17 protein-coding genes and 1 riboswitch are annotated in these 16,887 nt (G+C 65.4%); of the genes, 10 read left to right on the top strand and 7 right to left on the bottom strand.

The window, feature by feature from the left end:
• Positions 1 to 66 precede the first annotated feature (66 nt).
• On the top strand, positions 67 to 528 hold the full coding sequence (locus RF641_RS12565) for a hypothetical protein (RefSeq protein WP_113607605.1): 462 nt from the start codon (positions 67 to 69) through the stop codon (positions 526 to 528).
• Positions 529 to 570: 42 nt separating this feature from the next.
• Entirely contained in the window at positions 571 to 2,148 is a 1,578-nt protein-coding gene (locus tag RF641_RS12560; RefSeq protein WP_047118082.1) for a cation:proton antiporter, read from the top strand.
• 7 nt (positions 2,149 to 2,155) lie between these two features.
• On the opposite strand, the gene RF641_RS12555 is transcribed toward RF641_RS12560, so the two are convergent.
• A complete protein-coding gene (locus RF641_RS12555) occupies positions 2,156 to 3,286 on the bottom strand; it encodes a methyltransferase domain-containing protein (RefSeq protein WP_113607603.1) in 1,131 nt (376 codons plus the stop codon).
• A 177-nt stretch (positions 3,287 to 3,463) separates the two neighbouring features.
• Here RF641_RS12555 and RF641_RS12550 point away from each other — a divergent pair, with 177 nt between their 5' ends.
• On the top strand, positions 3,464 to 4,435 hold the full coding sequence (locus RF641_RS12550; protein WP_113607602.1) for an ankyrin repeat domain-containing protein: 972 nt from the start codon (positions 3,464 to 3,466) through the stop codon (positions 4,433 to 4,435).
• On the opposite strand, the gene RF641_RS12545 is transcribed toward RF641_RS12550, so the two are convergent.
• Positions 4,432 to 4,845 carry a YchJ family protein gene (locus RF641_RS12545; protein ID WP_047118084.1) on the bottom strand — a complete coding sequence of 138 codons (414 nt, stop codon included), beginning with the start codon at positions 4,843 to 4,845 and terminating at the stop codon, positions 4,432 to 4,434. The genes RF641_RS12550 and RF641_RS12545 overlap by 4 nt on opposite strands.
• A gap of 219 nt (positions 4,846 to 5,064) precedes the next feature.
• Between RF641_RS12545 and purS the strand changes: the two genes are divergently transcribed.
• The 5 genes from purS to RF641_RS12520 all read left to right on the top strand — a co-directional run bounded on the left by purS (position 5,065) and on the right by RF641_RS12520 (position 10,285).
• A complete protein-coding gene (gene purS / locus RF641_RS12540; RefSeq protein ID WP_047118085.1) occupies positions 5,065 to 5,316 on the top strand; it encodes a phosphoribosylformylglycinamidine synthase subunit PurS in 252 nt (83 codons plus the stop codon).
• Positions 5,316 to 6,068: a phosphoribosylformylglycinamidine synthase subunit PurQ gene (gene purQ / locus RF641_RS12535; RefSeq protein WP_047118086.1), complete on the top strand. Its 753-nt coding sequence runs from the start codon at positions 5,316 to 5,318 to the stop codon at positions 6,066 to 6,068. The genes purS and purQ overlap by 1 nt, the downstream gene beginning before the upstream one ends.
• Positions 6,065 to 8,377, top strand: coding sequence for a phosphoribosylformylglycinamidine synthase subunit PurL (gene purL / locus RF641_RS12530; protein ID WP_113607601.1), 2,313 nt, complete (start codon positions 6,065 to 6,067; stop codon positions 8,375 to 8,377). The genes purQ and purL overlap by 4 nt, the downstream gene beginning before the upstream one ends.
• Before the next feature lie 163 nt (positions 8,378 to 8,540).
• On the top strand, positions 8,541 to 9,602 hold the full coding sequence (locus RF641_RS12525) for an LLM class flavin-dependent oxidoreductase (RefSeq protein ID WP_424573316.1): 1,062 nt from the start codon (positions 8,541 to 8,543) through the stop codon (positions 9,600 to 9,602).
• A 20-nt stretch (positions 9,603 to 9,622) separates the two neighbouring features.
• Entirely contained in the window at positions 9,623 to 10,285 is a 663-nt protein-coding gene (locus tag RF641_RS12520; protein ID WP_424573315.1) for an NADPH-dependent F420 reductase, read from the top strand.
• Positions 10,286 to 10,354: 69 nt separating this feature from the next.
• On the opposite strand, the gene RF641_RS12515 is transcribed toward RF641_RS12520, so the two are convergent.
• Entirely contained in the window at positions 10,355 to 10,702 is a 348-nt protein-coding gene (locus RF641_RS12515; protein WP_053797248.1) for a zinc ribbon domain-containing protein YjdM, read from the bottom strand.
• 200 nt (positions 10,703 to 10,902) lie between these two features.
• Between RF641_RS12515 and RF641_RS12510 the strand changes: the two genes are divergently transcribed.
• Positions 10,903 to 12,090 (top strand): siderophore-interacting protein, encoded by a 1,188-nt coding sequence (locus tag RF641_RS12510; RefSeq protein ID WP_424573314.1) that lies wholly within the window; start codon positions 10,903 to 10,905, stop codon positions 12,088 to 12,090.
• 92 nt (positions 12,091 to 12,182) lie between these two features.
• Here RF641_RS12510 and RF641_RS12505 read toward each other — a convergent pair whose 3' ends face one another.
• The 4 genes from RF641_RS12505 to RF641_RS12490 form a co-directional block, all read right to left on the bottom strand.
• The gene (locus RF641_RS12505) at positions 12,183 to 13,520 is read right to left on the bottom strand and encodes an LLM class flavin-dependent oxidoreductase (RefSeq protein ID WP_424573313.1); all 1,338 of its coding nucleotides are present in this window, start codon (positions 13,518 to 13,520) and stop codon (positions 12,183 to 12,185) included.
• Positions 13,517 to 14,326, bottom strand: a complete 810-nt coding sequence (locus tag RF641_RS12500) for a 3-oxoacyl-ACP reductase (RefSeq protein ID WP_424573312.1) — start codon at positions 14,324 to 14,326, stop codon at positions 13,517 to 13,519. Before RF641_RS12500 ends, RF641_RS12505 begins: the two co-directional genes overlap by 4 nt.
• A 61-nt stretch (positions 14,327 to 14,387) precedes the next feature.
• Positions 14,388 to 14,481: riboswitch (TPP riboswitch) on the bottom strand.
• A 64-nt stretch (positions 14,482 to 14,545) separates the two neighbouring features.
• Positions 14,546 to 15,151, bottom strand: coding sequence for a hypothetical protein (locus tag RF641_RS12495; RefSeq protein WP_424573311.1), 606 nt, complete (start codon positions 15,149 to 15,151; stop codon positions 14,546 to 14,548).
• Positions 15,152 to 15,155: 4 nt separating this feature from the next.
• Positions 15,156 to 15,779: a hypothetical protein gene (locus RF641_RS12490; protein ID WP_113607597.1), complete on the bottom strand. Its 624-nt coding sequence runs from the start codon at positions 15,777 to 15,779 to the stop codon at positions 15,156 to 15,158.
• Between the two features lie 254 nt (positions 15,780 to 16,033).
• Between RF641_RS12490 and RF641_RS12485 the strand changes: the two genes are divergently transcribed.
• Positions 16,034 to 16,735, top strand: coding sequence for an HNH endonuclease family protein (locus tag RF641_RS12485; protein ID WP_113607719.1), 702 nt, complete (start codon positions 16,034 to 16,036; stop codon positions 16,733 to 16,735).
• Positions 16,736 to 16,887: the final 152 nt, after the last annotated feature.

Below are 16,887 nucleotides of genomic sequence, written 5' to 3'. Positions count from 1 at the left end.
ACGGACCGAGCGGCCCTGCGGCCACGACCTCTGGCAATGTGCGCAGCTGGCGTGCAGAATGAGCCCATGGATGATGCGCAGACGCTGAAACGCCAGCCTCCGCTGGCCTCCGGGTTGTTGATTGCGGCCGCGGTGCTCGCCGCCGGAATTGCGCTGGCCAGCTGTTCCGCGGCGGAACCCCAGGCTTCCCCGACGGACCTGGAGATCGTGGTCCGCAATGACGGCGCGACGGTATCCGGCGAATACCGGCTGCGGTGCCAGGGCGAGCAGGTCGGCGCGGGCAGCACCCTGCCCACCGCCGAGGCGGCCTGCGCGCTGCTCGCTTCCAACCCCGCCGTGCTCTCCCCCGCGGCCAACCAGAACCGGATCTGCACCGAGATCTACGGAGGCCCCGACACCGCCCAGATCACCGGGACGCTGGCCGGGCGCAGCGTGAGCGTCTCCTTCGACCGGCACAACGGCTGCGCCATCGACGACTGGGCTGCCGCGGCCCCGCTGCTGGGCGACGGCGCGTTAAACAGCAACTAAAATCCCTGATCCTGCGGGGCTGAGAACTAGAATAGGAAGACTATGGAGTTTTTCCTGCTGGTCATTGCACTGTTGTTCGCCACGATCCTGATCGTGGGTATTGGCGAGCGGATCAAGCTCCCCTATCCCATCCTGATGCTGATCTTCGCGACGCTGGCGGGCTTTTTGCCCTTCATGCCGGAGATGCACATCGATCCGGAGCTGATCCTGCCGATCTTCCTGCCGCCGTTGCTCTTCGCCACGGCGCAGCGCAGCAGCTGGTCGGTGTTCCGGTTCCGCTGGAAGGCGCTGATCCGCCTGGCCGTGATCCTCATCGTGGTCACCGCCGGGCTGGTCGCCGCTGCGGCCTGGGCCTTCGCCCCCATCGCCTCGATTCCGCTGGCGCTGGCGCTTGGCGCCGTGGTCGCCCCGCCCGACCCGGTGGCGGTGGACGCGATTGCCACCAAGGTGAAGATGCCGCGGCGGCTGACCTCGCTGCTGGAAACCGAGGGCCTGTTCAACGACGCGATGGCCATCGTGATCTTCCAGCTCGCGGTGCAGGCCACCGAGAACCAGTCCGAGGTCGGGCTGGAAATCATCCCGCAGTTCCTGCTCGGCGCGGCCGGCGCGGTGGTCCTGGGTCTGGCCATGGGCTGGCTGATTGGCGCGCTGAACCGCTTCGTGCCGAACCTCGCGGCCCGTTGCGCCGCGACCCTGGTGGCCCCCTACGCGGTCTACATGCTGGCCGAGGAGGTGCACGTCTCGGGTGTCATCGCCGTGGTGGTGACCGCGCTGGAAATGGTGCGCCGCGACCGCCCGCAGGATTCGCAGGAGCGGCTGACCCGCCACGCCTTCTGGGAGGTGCTGGAGATGCTGGCCACCGGCCTGGCCTTCGGCCTGATGGGCATCGAGATGAACTCGGTGATTCAGGAGGAGGGCAGCAACCTGCTGGGCTTCATCCCGGGAATTATCGCGATCTGCGTGGTCGTGATCGGCGTGCGCGCCGTGTGGATGTTCGCCACCTACTACCTGCCCAACCGCAAGAACCCCAAGATCTCCGCCGCCAAGGACACGCTGGTGCTCACCTGGTGCGGCATGCGCGGGCTGGCCACGCTGGCCCTGGCGCTGGCGCTGCCCAAGGTCACCGCCGACGGCGCGCCGATCGAGGGACGCAACTTCGTGGTGGTCGCCGCGTGCTCGGTGCTGCTGATGACCCTGGTGATCCCTGGGCTGACGCTGCCGGCGCTGATGCGTGTGCTGAAGCTGCGCGGCAATGAGCAGGACACCAAGCGGGCGCGCCGCGCGCTGGCCCGCCGGGCCGAGGCAGTGGCCATTGCGACGCTGAAGAAGAACGTGGAGCTGCAGGATTTGCCGGAGAACTACCAGCAGGCGGTGCGCCGGCGCATGAATTCGCTGCACACCATCCTGGCCACCGACCCGGACCCGCACGATGCGATCACCGACGAGAAGTACACGCAGATCCGCGCGGTGATCGCCAAGGCCGACGCCATCCAGGGCATCGCGCTGCAGGCTGCACGTGCCGAGCTGCTCAAGGCGCGGCGCGAGCCGAATGTCGATCCGCATCTGGTCGACGAGATCATGGGCCGATTGGACCGGCGCACCGCGACGCTGGACCGCTAGCGGGACTTCAGGCCGCGCTGCGCTGCAGCTTGACGATGACCTCGTAGTGCTCGGTCTGCGGGAACATGTCCATGACGCGGGCCAGCTGCGGGGTGAACTTGTCCAGGCGCTTGAGGTCGCGGGCCAGCGATTCGGCGTTGCAGCTGGAATAGACCAGGTGCTCGACGTCCGAATCGTTCAGCCAGGCGGCCAGCTCGGCGGAGATGCCGCGGCGCGGAGGATTCACGATGACCGCGTCAGGGGCCCATCCCGCGCCCAGCGCGTACTCGGTGGCGTCGCCGGCGATGAATTCCACGCCCTCCAGGCCCAGGCTGCGGGCACTGGTGGCGGCGGCTTCGACTGCCTCGGCGCTGGTCTCGATGCCGTGCACGGTGCGGCCTTCGCCGGCGCAGTGCAGGGCGAAGCCGCCCACGCCGCTGTACAGGTCCCAGATGCTTTCCGGATCCACGTCGTTGATCCACTGGCGGGCCTGGCGGTAGAGCGCCGCCGCGATGTGGGTGTTGGTCTGGAAGAAGCCCTGCGGGCGCAGGTGCATGGGGATGCCGTTGAGCTCGAATTGCAGTGTGGTGCGGCGCGTGAGGATGATCTCCTCCTGCCCTTCGAGCACCGCCTTGTGCTCGGGCAGGAAATTCACCGACACCACCGAGCCCGGGGGCATCTTCTCCACGAACTGCGGCAGCGAGTTGCGCAGGGCCACGAAGTGCTTTTTGGTGCGCAGCACCCAGCGGACCATGATCGCCCCGGTGTCCGAGAGGGTCAGGATCACGTGCTTCAATTCGCCCTTGCGCTTGGGAACGTCATAGGGGATCAGCTTCAGCTCGTGGATGAAGCGTTCGATGACCGGGAACATGGCCCGCAGGGCGGGATCGATGACACCGCAGTTTCTCAGGTCAACACCGTGGCCATCGGCGTCGAGGATGCCGATGGTGGGGTTGTCCGTGGTGCCGGAGATGACCATCTTGGCCTTGTTCCTGAAACCCTGCTCGGGGCTCGCCTGGGCAGGCAGGAAGGTCAGCTGCCCGAAATCCGAGAGCAGCTCCTGGCAGCGGTCCACCTTCGACTGCAGCTGTCGGTCGTAGGGCACCGTCATCAGGGTGCAGGAGCGGCAGCGGTCGGCGGAGAAATAAAGGCATTCCATGGTGCCTACGATTTTAGCGAAGAACCCGGGGGCGGAACGCCAAGAGTTCTCGACGCGGATTGCCCGCAAATTTTCAGCTTCGAGCGCTAAGCTCAATTGCAGATCACGTAAGTTACCGAGCAGTGTTCAACGCCGCGTTGCGGCTGCGAACGAGGTTTGCGGACCGCGAAAGGAACGATGGCACCTCGTACCGGATTCACCACGACCCGTCGCGGTGTTGCGTTGCTGGCTCTTCCGCTGGCCGCCGTCATCGGCGCCTGCACCGCGTGCGGGCCAGCGGCGCCGCAGGCCGAAAGCGTCCAGTCCAGCCCGTCGCCCTCCGCTGAAAAACCTGCTTCCCCGGCGTCCTCCGCGTCCCCGGCTCCGGCCACGACGCAGGTGCAAGCCGAAGCGAAGAAGTCCGCCGCCGGCGCCGAATCGGTGGAACCCACGGCAGCCCCGAAAACCACTGCCCCGGTTGCCCCTGCTGCGCCCACGGCGAGCGTTGCGCCGCTGTCCTCCGGCGCGGTGGCGGGGGCGACGCTCAGCGCGCTGCCGACTGCGGCCGCCAGCCTCTCAAAGCAGACCTCGGCGCTGTACCGCGCGATCGAGGACGGCAAGCCGGATGCGGTGCGCAAGGCAGTCAAGGCCGGAGCGGATCTGCACGCCAAGGATTCCTCCGGGCGCACGCCGCTGATGCGCGCGGTGATCGTGGGAAATGCAGCCATTTGCAAGCACCTGCTGGATGCGGGCTCGGACCCGAACGCCAAGGACGATTACCAGGAGTCGCCATTCCTGCGGGCCAGCGCCTCGGGCATGGTCAGCACGCTGAGCGCATTCCTGGACAAGGGCGCCGACACCCGCTCGACCAACCGCGTGGGCGGCACCGCGTTGTCGGTGGCCGCCGAGAACGGTCAGGTCGGTTCCGTGCGGGCGCTGCTGAAGACCGACATTCCCGTCGACCACGTCAACGACCTGGGCTGGACGGCGCTGCACGAAACCATCGTGCTGGGCCAGGGAACCACGAATTCCATCACCATCGCCCGCTTGCTGGTGACCCACGGAGCGAATCCGACGCTGAAGGACCAGACCGGATCGGATGCCTTCACGCTGGCCAAGGAACGCCAGCAGACGCAGATGCTGAACATGCTCGTCGCGGCCAGCAGCTAGTAGAGCGCGTCGAGGTAGAACCAGGCCCCGTTCTCGCGCACGAACGTGCTCACCTCATGCTGGCTTCCGCGCTGCCCGTCCTGGGAATAGTGCGCGGTGAACTCCACGACCCCGCGGGACGCCTGGGCCCCACCGGAGCGGGTCTTCACGATGTCGAGCCCTTCCCAGTGCAGGTCCTCGTCCAGCAGCAGCTCTGCCGGCCGGGTGGTTTCATGCCAGGACTGCAGCAGGTAATCGGCCAGGCCCAGCACGAAGGCGCTGTAGCGCGAGCGCATCAGCTGCTCGGCGGTCGCCGGCAGCACCTGCCCCGAGGCCCGGTGCTCGTGGAACGGCTGGCAGCATTGCGCATAGCTGGCCTGGTCCGCGTCGAGCGCTCGGCAGGGGCAGGGGCTGTCGGCTGTGATTTCCATCCGTCCAGCTTACGCGCGGCACCCGGAAATCAGTTCATGAGCCTAAAATCACATGGCGAATAACTAGGAGAAACAGTTCTAGGCCTGCACTGGCCGGTTTTACCCGTCACATTCCCGCTAGACTGGGTAGGCAAGCTCGCGGAGCGCCAAATCCCCTTGGTGTGAGACGGCACGTCTCCGTGTGGCATTTAACCCCTTCGCGCACAGGAGATACGCCGGATGCCCCGCATCGTTGTAGATGTCATGCTCAAGCCAGAAATCCTTGACCCCCAGGGTAAGGCCATTGCGGGAGCACTGCCCCGCCTGGGATTCAACTCCTTCGAGGCCGTCCGTCAGGGCAAGCGCTTTGAACTCACCGTAGACGGCGAGGTGACCGACGCAATCCTGGCCCAGGCCCGCGAGGCCGCCGAGACCCTGCTGTCCAACCCGGTCATCGAAGATGTTGTCAACGTCGAGGTCGTTGCGGACTAATGAGCACCGAACTTCCCCTGATTGGCGACTACTCGACGCCAACCGCTGAACTGTCGGGCGCCCGCATCGGCGTGGTGACCTTCCCGGGCACCCTCGACGACCGCGACGCAGCACGTGCAGTGCGCGCCGCCGGCGCCCAGGCAGTGTCCCTGTGGCACGCCGACACCGACCTGCAGGACGTCGACGCCGTGGTGATCCCCGGCGGCTTCTCCTACGGCGACTACCTGCGCGCAGGCGCCATCTCCCGCTTCGCCCCGATGATGGGCAAGATCGTGGACGCCGCGAACTCGGACGCCAAGCTGCCCGTGCTGGGCATCTGCAACGGCTTCCAGATCCTCACCGAGGCGCACCTGCTGCCCGGCTCGATGATCAAGAACGACCACCTGAAGTTCATCTGCCGCGACCAGGTGCTGCGCGTGGAGAACAACCAGACCGCCTGGACCAACGGCTACGAAGCCGGCCAGGAGATCACCATCGTTCTGAAGAACCAGGACGGCCAGTACGTCGCCGACGAGAAGACCCTGGACATGCTTCAGGGCGAAGGCCGCGTCGCATTCTCCTACGTGGGCTGGAACCCGAACGGCTCGCGCCGCTCGATCGCCGGCATCACCAACGAGGCGGGCAACGTCGTGGGCCTCATGCCGCACCCGGAGCACGCCATCGAGGCAGGCTTCGGCCCGGATCACCGCGGCACCGACGGCCTGACGTTCTTCACCAGTGTTTTGACCCACCTCGTTGGAGGCAAGAAGTGAGCGAGCAGACTCAAGCATTCAACATCGACACCGTCGATAACGCGGCAGTGACCCCCGAGGTCGAGCTGCCGTGGGCCGAGCTGGGCCTGAAGGACAACGAATTCGCCGAGATCGTCAAGATCCTGGGCCGCCGCCCGACCGCGGCGGAGCTGGCGATGTACTCGGTCATGTGGTCCGAGCACTGCTCCTACAAGTCCACCAAGACCCACCTGAGCCAGTTCGGCAAGAAGGTCACCGAAGAGATGAAGAAGGACCTGATGGTCGGCATGGGCGAAAACGCCGGTGTCACCGACCTCGGCGACGGCTGGGCCGTGACCTTCAAGATCGAGTCGCACAACTCCCCGTCCTACGTGGAGCCGTACCAGGGTGCCGCCACCGGCATCGGCGGCATCGTGCGCGACATCATCTCGATGGGCGCCCGCCCGATCGCCGTGATGGATCCGCTGCGCTTCGGCGCGATCGACCACGAGGATTCGCAGCGCGTGGTGCACGGCGTGGTCTCCGGCATCGGCGGCTACGGCAACTCGCTGGGCCTGCCGAACATCGGCGGCGAAACCGTGTTCGACCCGATCTACCAGGGCAACCCGCTGGTCAACGCGCTGGCGGTTGGCGCGCTGCGCCACGAGGACCTGCGCCTGGCCAACGCCTCCGGCGTGGGCAACAAGGTCGTGCTCTTCGGCGCGCGCACCGGCGGCGACGGCATCGGCGGCGCCTCGGTGCTGGCCAGCGAGTCCTTCGACGACACCAAGCCGTCCAAGCGCCCTGCAGTGCAGGTCGGCGACCCGTTCGCCGAGAAGGTGCTCATCGAGTGCTGCCTGGAGCTGTTCAAGGCCTCGCTGGTCGAGGGCATCCAGGACCTGGGTGCCGCGGGCATCTCCTGCGCCACCTCGGAACTGGCGGCCAACGGCGACGGCGGCATGAATGTCGAGCTGACCAACGTGCTGCTGCGCGACTCCACCCTGACCCCGGGCGAGATCCTGATGTCCGAGTCGCAGGAACGCATGATGGCAGTGGTTTCCCCGCAGAACGTGGAAGCCTTCGAAGCCGTCATGGCCAAGTGGAACGTCGAGTACTCCTGGCTGGGCGAGGTGACCGACGACAACCGCCTGACCATCACCTGGAACGGCGAGGTCATCGTCGACGTGGACCCGAGCACCGTTGCGGTGGACGGCCCGGAATACAACCGCCCGTACGCCCGCCCGGAATGGCAGGATGCCCTGCAGGCCGACACCTTCCGTTCCTCGGAGGCCGGGAAGAACCTTCCGGCATCCGGCGAAGAACTCAAGGCCGCCGTGCTTCAGCTGATCGCCAGCCCGAACATGTGCGACAAATCCTGGATCACCCGCCAGTACGACCGCTACGTGGGCGGCAACACCGCTCTGGCCTCCCCGGATGATGCAGGCGTGGTCCGCATCGACGAGGAAACCGGCCTGGGTGTGGCCATCGCCACCGACGCCAACGGCCGCTACACCTACCTGGACCCGTACGCCGGCGCCCAGCTGGCGCTGGCCGAGTCCTACCGCAACGTCGCCACCTCCGGCGCCATCCCCGCGGCCGTCTCCGACTGCCTGAACTACGGCTCCCCCGAGGATCCGGACGTCATGTGGCAGCTGGCAGAGGGCATCCGCGGCCTGTCGGACGCCTGCATGGAGCTGGGTGTCCCGGTCACCGGCGGCAACGTCTCGCTGTACAACCAGACCGGCGACAAGGCCATCCACCCGACCCCGGTGGTTGCGACCCTAGGCAAGCTGGACGACGTCGCCCGCCGCACCCCGTCGGGCTGGCGCGAAGAGGCCGACGGCCAGGCCATCTACCTGATCGGCACCACCAAAGATGAACTGGACGGCTCCGAGTTCGCCAACCTGCGCGGACACCTCGGCGGCCTGCCGCCGAAGGTCGACCTGGCAGCCGAGAAGGCGCTGGGCGCGATCCTGATCAACGCCAGCCGCGACGGCATGATCGACTCGGCGCACGACCTCTCGGAGGGCGGCCTGGCCGCCGCGCTGTCCGAGATGGTGCTGCGCTACGGCGTCGGCGCCCGCGTGGCACTTGACGAGATCAAGTCCCGCGACGGCATCGACGCGTTCACCGCGCTGTTCTCCGAGTCGCAGGCCCGCGCCCTGGTGGCCGTGCCGCGCAGCGAAGAGGTCCGCTTCAACGACATGACCAGCGCCCGCGGCGTCACCGTGGCCCGCCTGGGTGTCGTCGACGCGCAGTCCGGCGCCCTGGAGGTCCAGGGCGAGTTCACCGTTTCGGTGGACGACCTGCGCGAAGCCCACGAAGGCACCATGGAAAAGTACTTCGGCTAGCCCCGACCGTACTGCCGCGCCACGGCGGCCGCTCCCACTTCGGGAGCGGCCGCCGTCGCGCATTTCCGGGCCGCCGCGCACCATCTCATCTCCTATAGTTGATACGTCAACAAGTTTGATGCATGATTGGGCTATCAACCTATTTCGGAAACGGGGACTGCAGATGAACGCCATCGAGAACATCGAATTCGGCATCGACACCTTCGGCGACGTGCCCAGCGGGCCGTCGGGCGAGCTGGTATCGCATGCCCAGGCCATCCGCGCCACGGTGCAGGAAGCCGTGGTCGCAGACCAGGCCGGCGTGGACGTGATCGCCGTGGGCGAGCACCACCGCCCTGAGTACGCCATCTCCAGCCCCGAAACCGTCCTGGCAGGCATCGCGACAGCCACCCGGAACATCCGCCTCAGCTCCGGGGTCACGGTGCTCTCCTCCGACGACCCGGTGCGCGTCTTCCAGCGCTTCGCCACGGTCGACGCCCTGTCCAACGGGCGAGCCGAGGTCATGCTGGGCCGCGGATCGTTCACCGAGTCCTTCCCGCTCTTCGGCTACGACATGGCCGACTACGAAATCCTCTTCGACGAGAAGATCAACCTGTTCAACGAGCTGCTGGGCGAGAAGCCGGTGACCTGGAACGGCACCACGCGCGCCGCGCTGCAGGACGTGGAGGTCTTCCCGAAGACCGAGTCCGGGCGCCTGAAGACCTGGGTGGGCGTGGGCGGTTCGCCGCAGTCGGTGATCCGCACCGCCCACTACGGCTTCCGCATGATGCTCGCCGTGATCGGCGGCTCCCCGGAGCGCTTCGCCCCGTACGTGGACCTGTACCGCCGGGCCAACGACCAGTTCGGGCACGAGACCCTTCCGGTGGGCCTGCACTCCCCCGGCTTCGTGGCAGATACCGACGAGCTGGCCCGCGAGCTGATGTTCGACGCCTACAAGGAACAGCGTGACCGGATCGGCGCCTCGCGCGGCTGGAGCCCGATGAGCCGCAGCGAATTCGAGCATGAAGCCGCCGAAGGTTCGCTGTACATCGGCTCCCCGGAGACCGTGGCGCGCAAGATCGCCACCACCGTGCAGAGCCTGGACATCGGACGTTTCGACCTGATCTACTCGGGCGGCGCAGTGGACGCCGGCGCCCGCCTGCGGGCCGTGGAACTCTACGGCACCAAGGTCATCCCGCTGGTGCGCGAAATGCTCGCCGAGAAGCCAGCCAAGATCAACAACTAAGCAGCCAGGAGGCAGAGAACATGGAGCAGCAGACCATCGGCATCCTCGGCGCCGGCAAGATCGGCACCGTGCTCGCCCGCCGCGCGCTGGCGGCAGGCTACAAGGTACTCATCGCCGGATCCGGCGACCCGAGCGCCATCGCGCTGACCATCGAGGTGCTGACCCCGGGCGCGGTCGCCGTGGACCCTGCCACCGCCGCCGGCCAGGCCGACATCGTCATCCTCGCCCTGCCGCTGGGCAAGTACCGGAGCATCCCGGCCGCGCAGCTTCAGGGCAAGCTGGTCATCGACGCCATGAACTACTGGTGGGAGACCGACGGGATCCGCGACGACCTGAACACCTCGGGGGTTTCCACCTCCGCGCTGATCCAGGACTTCCTGCCGTGCTCGCGGCTCGTGAAGGCATTCAACCACATGGGCTATCACGACCTTGAGGACGAAGCCCGTCCAGCTGGCGCCGAGCAGCGCAAGGCCATTGCGCTGGCCGGCGACCGTTCCGCGGACGTGGAGGAAACCAGCCGGATCATCGATGCCTTCGGCTTCGACCCGCTGCCGATCGGCCCGTTGGCCGAGGGCGTGCGGCTGCAGCCCGGGCAGCCGGCATTCGGCGCGAACCAGCCCCGCGAGCGGCTGGCCGAGCTCATCGGCCTGGCCGTCCCGGCGGCCCCGCTCCCCGGACAGTAGGCGCAGAGGGAAATGCCCGCCCCTTCAACCGAAGGGGCGGGCATTGACCTAGCAGGAAAGTTCCAGAGCCTAGATCTTCTTCACGATCGAGGACTTCAGTTCCATCTGGCCGAAGCCGTCGACCTTGGCGGCGATGTCGTGGTCTCCGGTGCCCTGCACCAGACGGATATTGCGCACCTTCGTTCCGGCCTTCAGCGCACTCTGCGCCCCCTTGACCTTCATGGTTTTGGTGATGCTGACGGTATCCCCGTCCTGCAGGACGTTTCCGACGGCGTCCTTGATGACTGCCTCGGCCGTTTCAACCGCCTCGGCCTCGGCATTCCATTCATGGCCGCATTCGGGGCAGACCAGCAGCGCATCCATCTGGTAGGCGTACTCGCTGGAGCAGTTCGGGCATGGCGGCAAAGTATCAGACATGGAGCTAATTTTAGTGAGCTGACCTGTTTATTGTCGACCGAATCGAATATCGGACGGAAGCGGATTCCTCTTCGCAAAGCGGGCGTTTTCCGGCTGCCGGCAGAGACCCCCTGCCAGTGGGACTCGCCCTTGCCTGGCCGGTCCGATTCGCTCATACTCAGGCTAGGAGCAGTAGCCCGAACAGCGCGGGAAGGCACACCATGTCGAAGCACAAATACAACAAGTACGGCCCCCAGGTGTCCATCTCCGCCAAGGAGGGCCTGACTCTTGAGGTGCTCAAGCTTGCCGAGAAGGCCGGAGCCCAAGCCGGGCAGGCAACAGCCAAGGAACACCTGTATCAGAGCATCGCCAGGGGGTCGCTGCTGAACGAGCAGCAGACCGACGAACTGCTGGCCGCCGCCGAACGGGCCGGGGCCGCGGCGGCGCTCACCGCGGCGCGCAAGGTCCTGGACAAGACGCTGCGCACCTCATTCAGGCCGAGCCACTACGCTCCGCCGGCTCCCGGCGCGGCGTCTGACGCAGCACCCGCTGCCGCGCAGGAGACGCGGCCGTATTCCGAAACCTACGAGGAGCCGTTGGCCCGCTATTCACCGCCGGTCAGCCAAGTCGAAGCCCCTCGGCACAAGATCGACCAGCATGTCCTGACCGTCACCCGGGTGCAGAAGCTCAGCGACCAGCTGGTGCGCCTCGTGGCCAGCGCACCGAAGCTCGACGGCTACCGCTCCAACGGCGCACTGGATGAATACGTCAAGGTGTATGCCGCGGATCCCGCCCTCGGGCTGGTTCCGCCCTACGACCTGAGAGAGCTTCGCCAGCGGCTGCCGCGCGAGCAGGTGCCGCGCTCGAAGTCCTACACCATCCGCTGGATCGATCCGGTGGTCGATGAGCTGGCCATCGACTTCGTGCTCCACGGCGAGCCCGGAACTGTCGGACACTGGGCAGGCACTGTCGAGCCCGGTGCGGCGCTGGTCATTTCCCCGGCGCGCAGCAAGACCTCCATCCAGCTGGGCGCCGACTACTATGTGCTGGCCGCGGATGAAGCCGGGATACCGGCGATCTCCAAGATCCTCGAAACGCTGCCGGAGCACGCGCAGGGTGTGGCGCTGCTTGAAATTGCCGACGAAGGAGCAATGTTTGACGTGAAACATCCCCAGGGCATTGATTTACGCTGGCTTTCCCGCGACGGCGTGCCGGCAGGACGCAGCGACGTCCTGGCCGAGGCTTTCCAGACGCTGGCGGTCCCGCACCAAGGCCTGGGTGTCGTGGCCCATGCTGAACGAAGCACCGTCAAGGCCATCAGCCGCATCTGCGACCGCTGGAACCTGTCGAAGCGCTCCAGCCACATTTCCTCCTACTGGACGCTTCGCGAAGGACGGCTGATGCGCTGACCGCTGTGCCGGCGGCCTGCCGGCCCCGGAGAAGAATCCACGAACGCAATCCACTTCGTTTGTCTTCCCGCCAGCGCATCACGACGCAGCTCCTAACGCGCGCCGGCGAGCGCGTCCCCGGCCACCGGCGCCGGCAGGCCCAGATTGCCGCGCAGCGTGCGGTGCTCGTAGGCGGTGCGGAAGCGTCCGCGGCGCTGCAGCTCGGGGATCACCAGCTCGACGAAATCCGCCAAGCCGTCGGGCAGGCTCGGCGGCATCAGGTTGAAGCCGTCAGCCGCCCCGGTATCCAGCCAGAGCTCGATCTCGTCGGCGATCATCTCCGGCGTTCCGACCAAGGTGCAGTGCCCTCCCCCGGCCGCCAGCAGCCCGAGCAGCTCGCGCACCGTCGGCTGGTGGATCTCGATCAACCGCAGGATCGTCGCGTAGCGTCCGGCCGGGCCGGTGAAGTCTGCGGCGGAGGGAAGTACGGGCACCGGTGCATCCAGCTCCCAGGCGCTGGTGTCCTGGTGCACGAATACCGCCAGCTGGGCCAGGGCCTGCTCGACGGGCAGCAGGTCGTTGAGCCTGCGCTGCTTGTCCTTGGCCTCCTCCAGGGTGCGGCCCACGTAGGCGACCAGCCCCGGCATGATGGCCAGGGCCTGCGGATCGCGCCCGGCCGCTGCGGCCCGGGAACGCACGTCCTGCGCGTAGTCCAGCGCCATCCGCCGGTCGGCGGCCACCGCGTAGATCGCCTCGGCATGGACCGCCGCGAGCTCGCGCCCCTGGGCGGAGGCCCCGGCCTGGAAGAGGACCGGGGCGCCCTGCGGCCCGTCGGGAATGTTCAGCGGCCCGCGCACCCCGAAGTGCTCGCCTGCATGGTCGATGCGCGAGAGCTTTTTCGGGTCGGTGAACACGCCTGCGCGGTCGGCCCGCACCGCAGCCGACGGGTAGGAACCGAACAGCCCTCGCAGCACCGTGATGAACTCGTTGGCGCGGCCGTAGCGGTAGGCATGGTCGCCCAGCGTTTCACGCCCGTGGTTCTGCGCCTCGGAGTCCCACATGCTGGTGACCACATTGGCCCCGGCCCGGCCTCCGGAAAGCCGGTCCAGGCTGGCCAGCATGCGGGCGGCATGGAACGGGGTGTAGAAGCTGGAGGACACCGTGCAGACCAGACCGATCCGGCTGGTGTGCTGGCTCAGCGCCGACAACAGCGTGAACGGTTCGAAGAACCAGGTCGGTCCGGCCGCCGCGGCCTCCGGGGAGACGGCCTGGCCGTCGGCCAGGAACACCGCGTCCAGCAGGCCGCGTTCGGCCAGCTGCGCCAGTTCCACGTAGTACGCGGTCTCGCCCAGCCGCTCGGCCGGGGAATCCGGCGCCCGCCAGGCCGCCTGGTGGTGCCCCGCGCCGTAGATGAACAGGTTGAACCGGGCCTGCTTCCTCGATGCGCTCATCCCTTGACCAGGCCGCCGTCGACGATCAGGTTCTGTCCGGTCACCCCGCGCGAGAGCGGCGAGGCGAAGAACAGCACCGCGTCGGCGAGCTCGGCCGGCGAGGTCACCCGGCGCAGCGGGGTACCGGAGGCGATCAGGTCGAAGACCTCTTCAGGAGTGGCGGCCGAGGCATCCGTGGTGCGCAGCAGGCCCCCGGAAACCATGTTGACGTTGATGCCTTCCGGGCCCAGGTCGTCCGCGAAGGTGCGGGTCAGCGAGAGCAGCGCCGCCTTGGTGGCGGTGTAGTCGTGGTACGGAACCACTGGGTGCTGGAACAGATTCGTACCGATGTTGACGATGCGCCCAAACCCTGTCTGGCGCATGCCCGGAAGCACTGCCTGGATCGCGGCGACGGGTGCGAGCACGGAGCCGGCGAACTGGGCCGTGAGCTCTTCGGCGGACAGCTCGTCTGCCTTGGAACGGGCATCTGCGTTGAAGGAGAAATCCACCAGCGCGTTGTTGACCAAGGTGGTGATCGGGCGGCCGAAGTGCTCGGCCGCGGCGGCGGCCAGGTCCTTCAGCCCGGCGGCGTCGCGCACGTCGGCCTGCAATGCCAGCGCCTGTCCGGGGAATGCGGCGGCAAGTTCCTCGGCCGCCTGCGACGAGCTGCGGTAGTTGACGACGACCTTCGCCCCGGCGTCCAGAAAAGCGGCGCTGATGGCCGCGCCCAGCCCGCGGGCGCCGCCGGTGACCAGCACCAGTTGTTCCTTGAGCGGCAGTGCGGTGGTGGAAGAAGCTGCGGTGTCGGTTGCTGCGTGTGCGTTCATGGTGCTCGAACTCCTTGAAGATGTGTCAAGGCGAACGGGACCCCGGCGTAGATGCGTGGCATCGAGGTATCCAGGACATTCCCTTCGCCAGTGCTAACTGGATCAGGTTCGACGGGTTTTATCTCAGCCGCATGGCGGCACCCCGTGTCACTACGTCCCATTAGTACCACAAGCCGTCCGGGACGGCCGAACACGTGTCTTCGCCGGGTGTTTCCGGAGCTACTGGATGACCTGGACTTCAAAACCCGCCGGAGCCGAGAGCTCCGGGATCAGCTCGATGACCAGATTCTCGATATTTTTCTCGTCAAGTTCGACTTCCACGACGTTTGCTTCTGTCGAGCATTGGACGACTTTTTGCTTCAGGGCGCTCTGCCCATCCCTGACGCGTAGGTCGATCTGGCCCACGCCTGAACAACTGAACTTGATCAAATAGGGACCCGGTAAGCCATCTGTTTCCAAGGAGAGTTCTTCCGGCGCAAGGGTTCCGCCTTGCTGGTACAGAAAGCGTGCGGCGTTCCATGCAACCAACCCTTGATATCCGCGCTGCTCGATTTCGCCCTGCCAGAATCCTATGCCGTCCATAGCGGTAGGGTCTGAGGATATTCCGACCATCGCCAGATACATCAGCGGCGGGTAGTGCAGTGCAACTTCTTGGCGGTGGGCGATCTCCTCAGGCGACGATTCCTCGACGGGTTGCTGGAATTGGAGGGTGTTTGACTGTTGCCTGGGCGATTCGCGATCTAGCGGGCCGAGCTGGGACACCGGAGTTGTGCAGGACGTGAGCGCAAGAATTACAGCTCCGAGCAGAGGCAGCATTTTCTTCATTCGCTCACTTGCCATCATTTTGGTACAGGTTGAGTTCGTAGGATCCGATGGTTTCGGGATCACCGGAAACCAAAATGCTGTAGCTCTCGGCGGATGGACCGATTTCAAACTCGCCGTGGGTGGTTGCTGCGGGGACCTCGCAGGTCAATGGGATCTCGACCGATGGCTCCATGCCAATTTCCGGAAAATCTACGTTGATGAAAACCTGCACGGCCGCGCGCCCAACACCCCAGCAACCAAATTCAACCTTGTAATCACCCGCTTCTTCCGCGGTGCCGCTCATGGATGTCGAATCGTTGATAACCTCTTGCTCGCCATTTTCGCCTATAAAGGTCGTGGATCGGAAAAATCCCGAAAGTCCCATGGCAAATTCGTCCACATCATCACGCGTATCAAGGTCGCCGAAGATCGGGGTAGCTCGCAGAACCTGTGTTTGCAGCTCTGAGAAAATCGGAACACCTTCTTGGTAATACTTCGCGTAGGGATCGTCACCGTGTTGTTCCGCTTCCCAGGCCGAGTCATACCCGCCGAGATCTTGCTGTTCCACGGGTTTAAGCTTGGATACGGGTGTCGTACAGGCACTGAGCAGCAGTACGCCGGCCAGCAGTGGATACAGAAACTTCTTCACAGCAACATCCCGATGGTCATTCAAATCAGCATCATGCTGACCATATTTCGTCTACCGAAAGAAAACAATACTTGTCACAGCGGATTATGGCGGCAAAATGGTAACTTTTTCAATTCAGCCTGCCAACTTCCGAGAAGAGAATCACAGCAAGACACCTGGAGCGAATCAGAGTTTCGTCGGTGCAGGCACATAGAGTCGAATGCTGGGACCGCGGATTGCAGTCCCGCCGCATATTCAAGGAGAAGTACCACCGCATGCGACTGCTGCGCCGCACCCTGTCCCTAGTTCTCGTCGCATCCACCCTCGGACTGGTTTCCTGCTCATCGCTGGCTTCCACGGATTTCACCGGGACAAACGGCGCCCAGGCCGCGACCCCGACAGCCGATCAGCAGGCGACGTATGCCACGTCCCTGAACCAATTGGAAGACATCGCCATCAAGGGTCGCGCACCGAAGACCGGCTACTCTCGCGAGCAATTCAGCAACGGATGGAAAGATACCGACAACAACGGCTGCGATGCGCGCAACGATATCCTCGCTCGCGATCTGGACAATGTTGAATACAAACCGGCCCGGGTCGACTGCGTGGTATTGAGCGGAACTTTCCATGACCCCTACACGGGCAAGACGATCAATTTCGAGCGCGGCCAAACCACAAGTTCCGCCGTACAGATCGACCATGTCGTCGCGCTGTCGGACGCCTGGCAGAAGGGCGCCCAGAAATGGAGCAAGGATGAGCGCCTCCAGTTCGCCAACGATCCGTTGAATCTCCTCGCCTCGGACGGACCCACAAACGCCGCCAAGGGCGACAAGGACGCGGCAACATGGCTGCCACCAAACAAGGACTTCCGCTGCGAATACGTGTCGCGGCAGACCCAGGTCAAGGCCAAGTACGGTGCATGGATGACACAAGCCGAGCATGATTCCATCAAGAAGATCCTGACGTCCTGCGTTTAGCAGAAGATCTTCGGAAACCGTTCTCAACCCACAGATTGAGCGTTTCCCAGTAAATTACCACTTTGGGCGTATGTTCAACCGGCTGGATTTATGGCATCATTGATGTTATTCCAGCCGATAGCGAATTGTTTTCGCGATTATTTGGCGAAAAT

It is taken from the genome of Arthrobacter sp. 'calajunan' (assembly GCF_046940185.1).
In the GTDB taxonomy this organism is placed as follows: Bacteria; Actinomycetota; Actinomycetes; order Actinomycetales; family Micrococcaceae; genus Glutamicibacter; species Glutamicibacter soli.
This window is presented reverse-complemented; position numbering and strand designations above follow the sequence as displayed.

What these genes read in the sequence shown, in the direction of transcription:
- RF641_RS12565 (WP_113607605.1), top strand. Translation starts at nt 67, where the DNA reads ATGGATGATGCGCAGACGCTGAAACGCCAGCCTCCGCTGGCCTCCGGG.
- RF641_RS12560 (WP_047118082.1), top strand. Translation starts at nt 571, where the DNA reads ATGGAGTTTTTCCTGCTGGTCATTGCACTGTTGTTCGCCACGATCCTG.
- RF641_RS12555 (WP_113607603.1), bottom strand. Translation starts at nt 3,286, where the DNA reads ATGGAATGCCTTTATTTCTCCGCCGACCGCTGCCGCTCCTGCACCCTG.
- RF641_RS12550 (WP_113607602.1), top strand. Translation starts at nt 3,464, where the DNA reads ATGGCACCTCGTACCGGATTCACCACGACCCGTCGCGGTGTTGCGTTG.
- RF641_RS12545 (WP_047118084.1), bottom strand. Translation starts at nt 4,845, where the DNA reads ATGGAAATCACAGCCGACAGCCCCTGCCCCTGCCGAGCGCTCGACGCG.
- purS (WP_047118085.1), top strand. Translation starts at nt 5,065, where the DNA reads ATGCCCCGCATCGTTGTAGATGTCATGCTCAAGCCAGAAATCCTTGAC.
- purQ (WP_047118086.1), top strand. Translation starts at nt 5,316, where the DNA reads ATGAGCACCGAACTTCCCCTGATTGGCGACTACTCGACGCCAACCGCT.
- RF641_RS12525 (WP_424573316.1), top strand. Translation starts at nt 8,541, where the DNA reads ATGAACGCCATCGAGAACATCGAATTCGGCATCGACACCTTCGGCGAC.
- RF641_RS12520 (WP_424573315.1), top strand. Translation starts at nt 9,623, where the DNA reads ATGGAGCAGCAGACCATCGGCATCCTCGGCGCCGGCAAGATCGGCACC.
- RF641_RS12515 (WP_053797248.1), bottom strand. Translation starts at nt 10,702, where the DNA reads ATGTCTGATACTTTGCCGCCATGCCCGAACTGCTCCAGCGAGTACGCC.
- RF641_RS12510 (WP_424573314.1), top strand. Translation starts at nt 10,903, where the DNA reads ATGTCGAAGCACAAATACAACAAGTACGGCCCCCAGGTGTCCATCTCC.
- RF641_RS12505 (WP_424573313.1), bottom strand. Translation starts at nt 13,520, where the DNA reads ATGAGCGCATCGAGGAAGCAGGCCCGGTTCAACCTGTTCATCTACGGC.
- RF641_RS12500 (WP_424573312.1), bottom strand. Translation starts at nt 14,326, where the DNA reads ATGAACGCACACGCAGCAACCGACACCGCAGCTTCTTCCACCACCGCA.
- RF641_RS12495 (WP_424573311.1), bottom strand. Translation starts at nt 15,151, where the DNA reads ATGAAGAAAATGCTGCCTCTGCTCGGAGCTGTAATTCTTGCGCTCACG.
- RF641_RS12485 (WP_113607719.1), top strand. Translation starts at nt 16,034, where the DNA reads ATGCGACTGCTGCGCCGCACCCTGTCCCTAGTTCTCGTCGCATCCACC.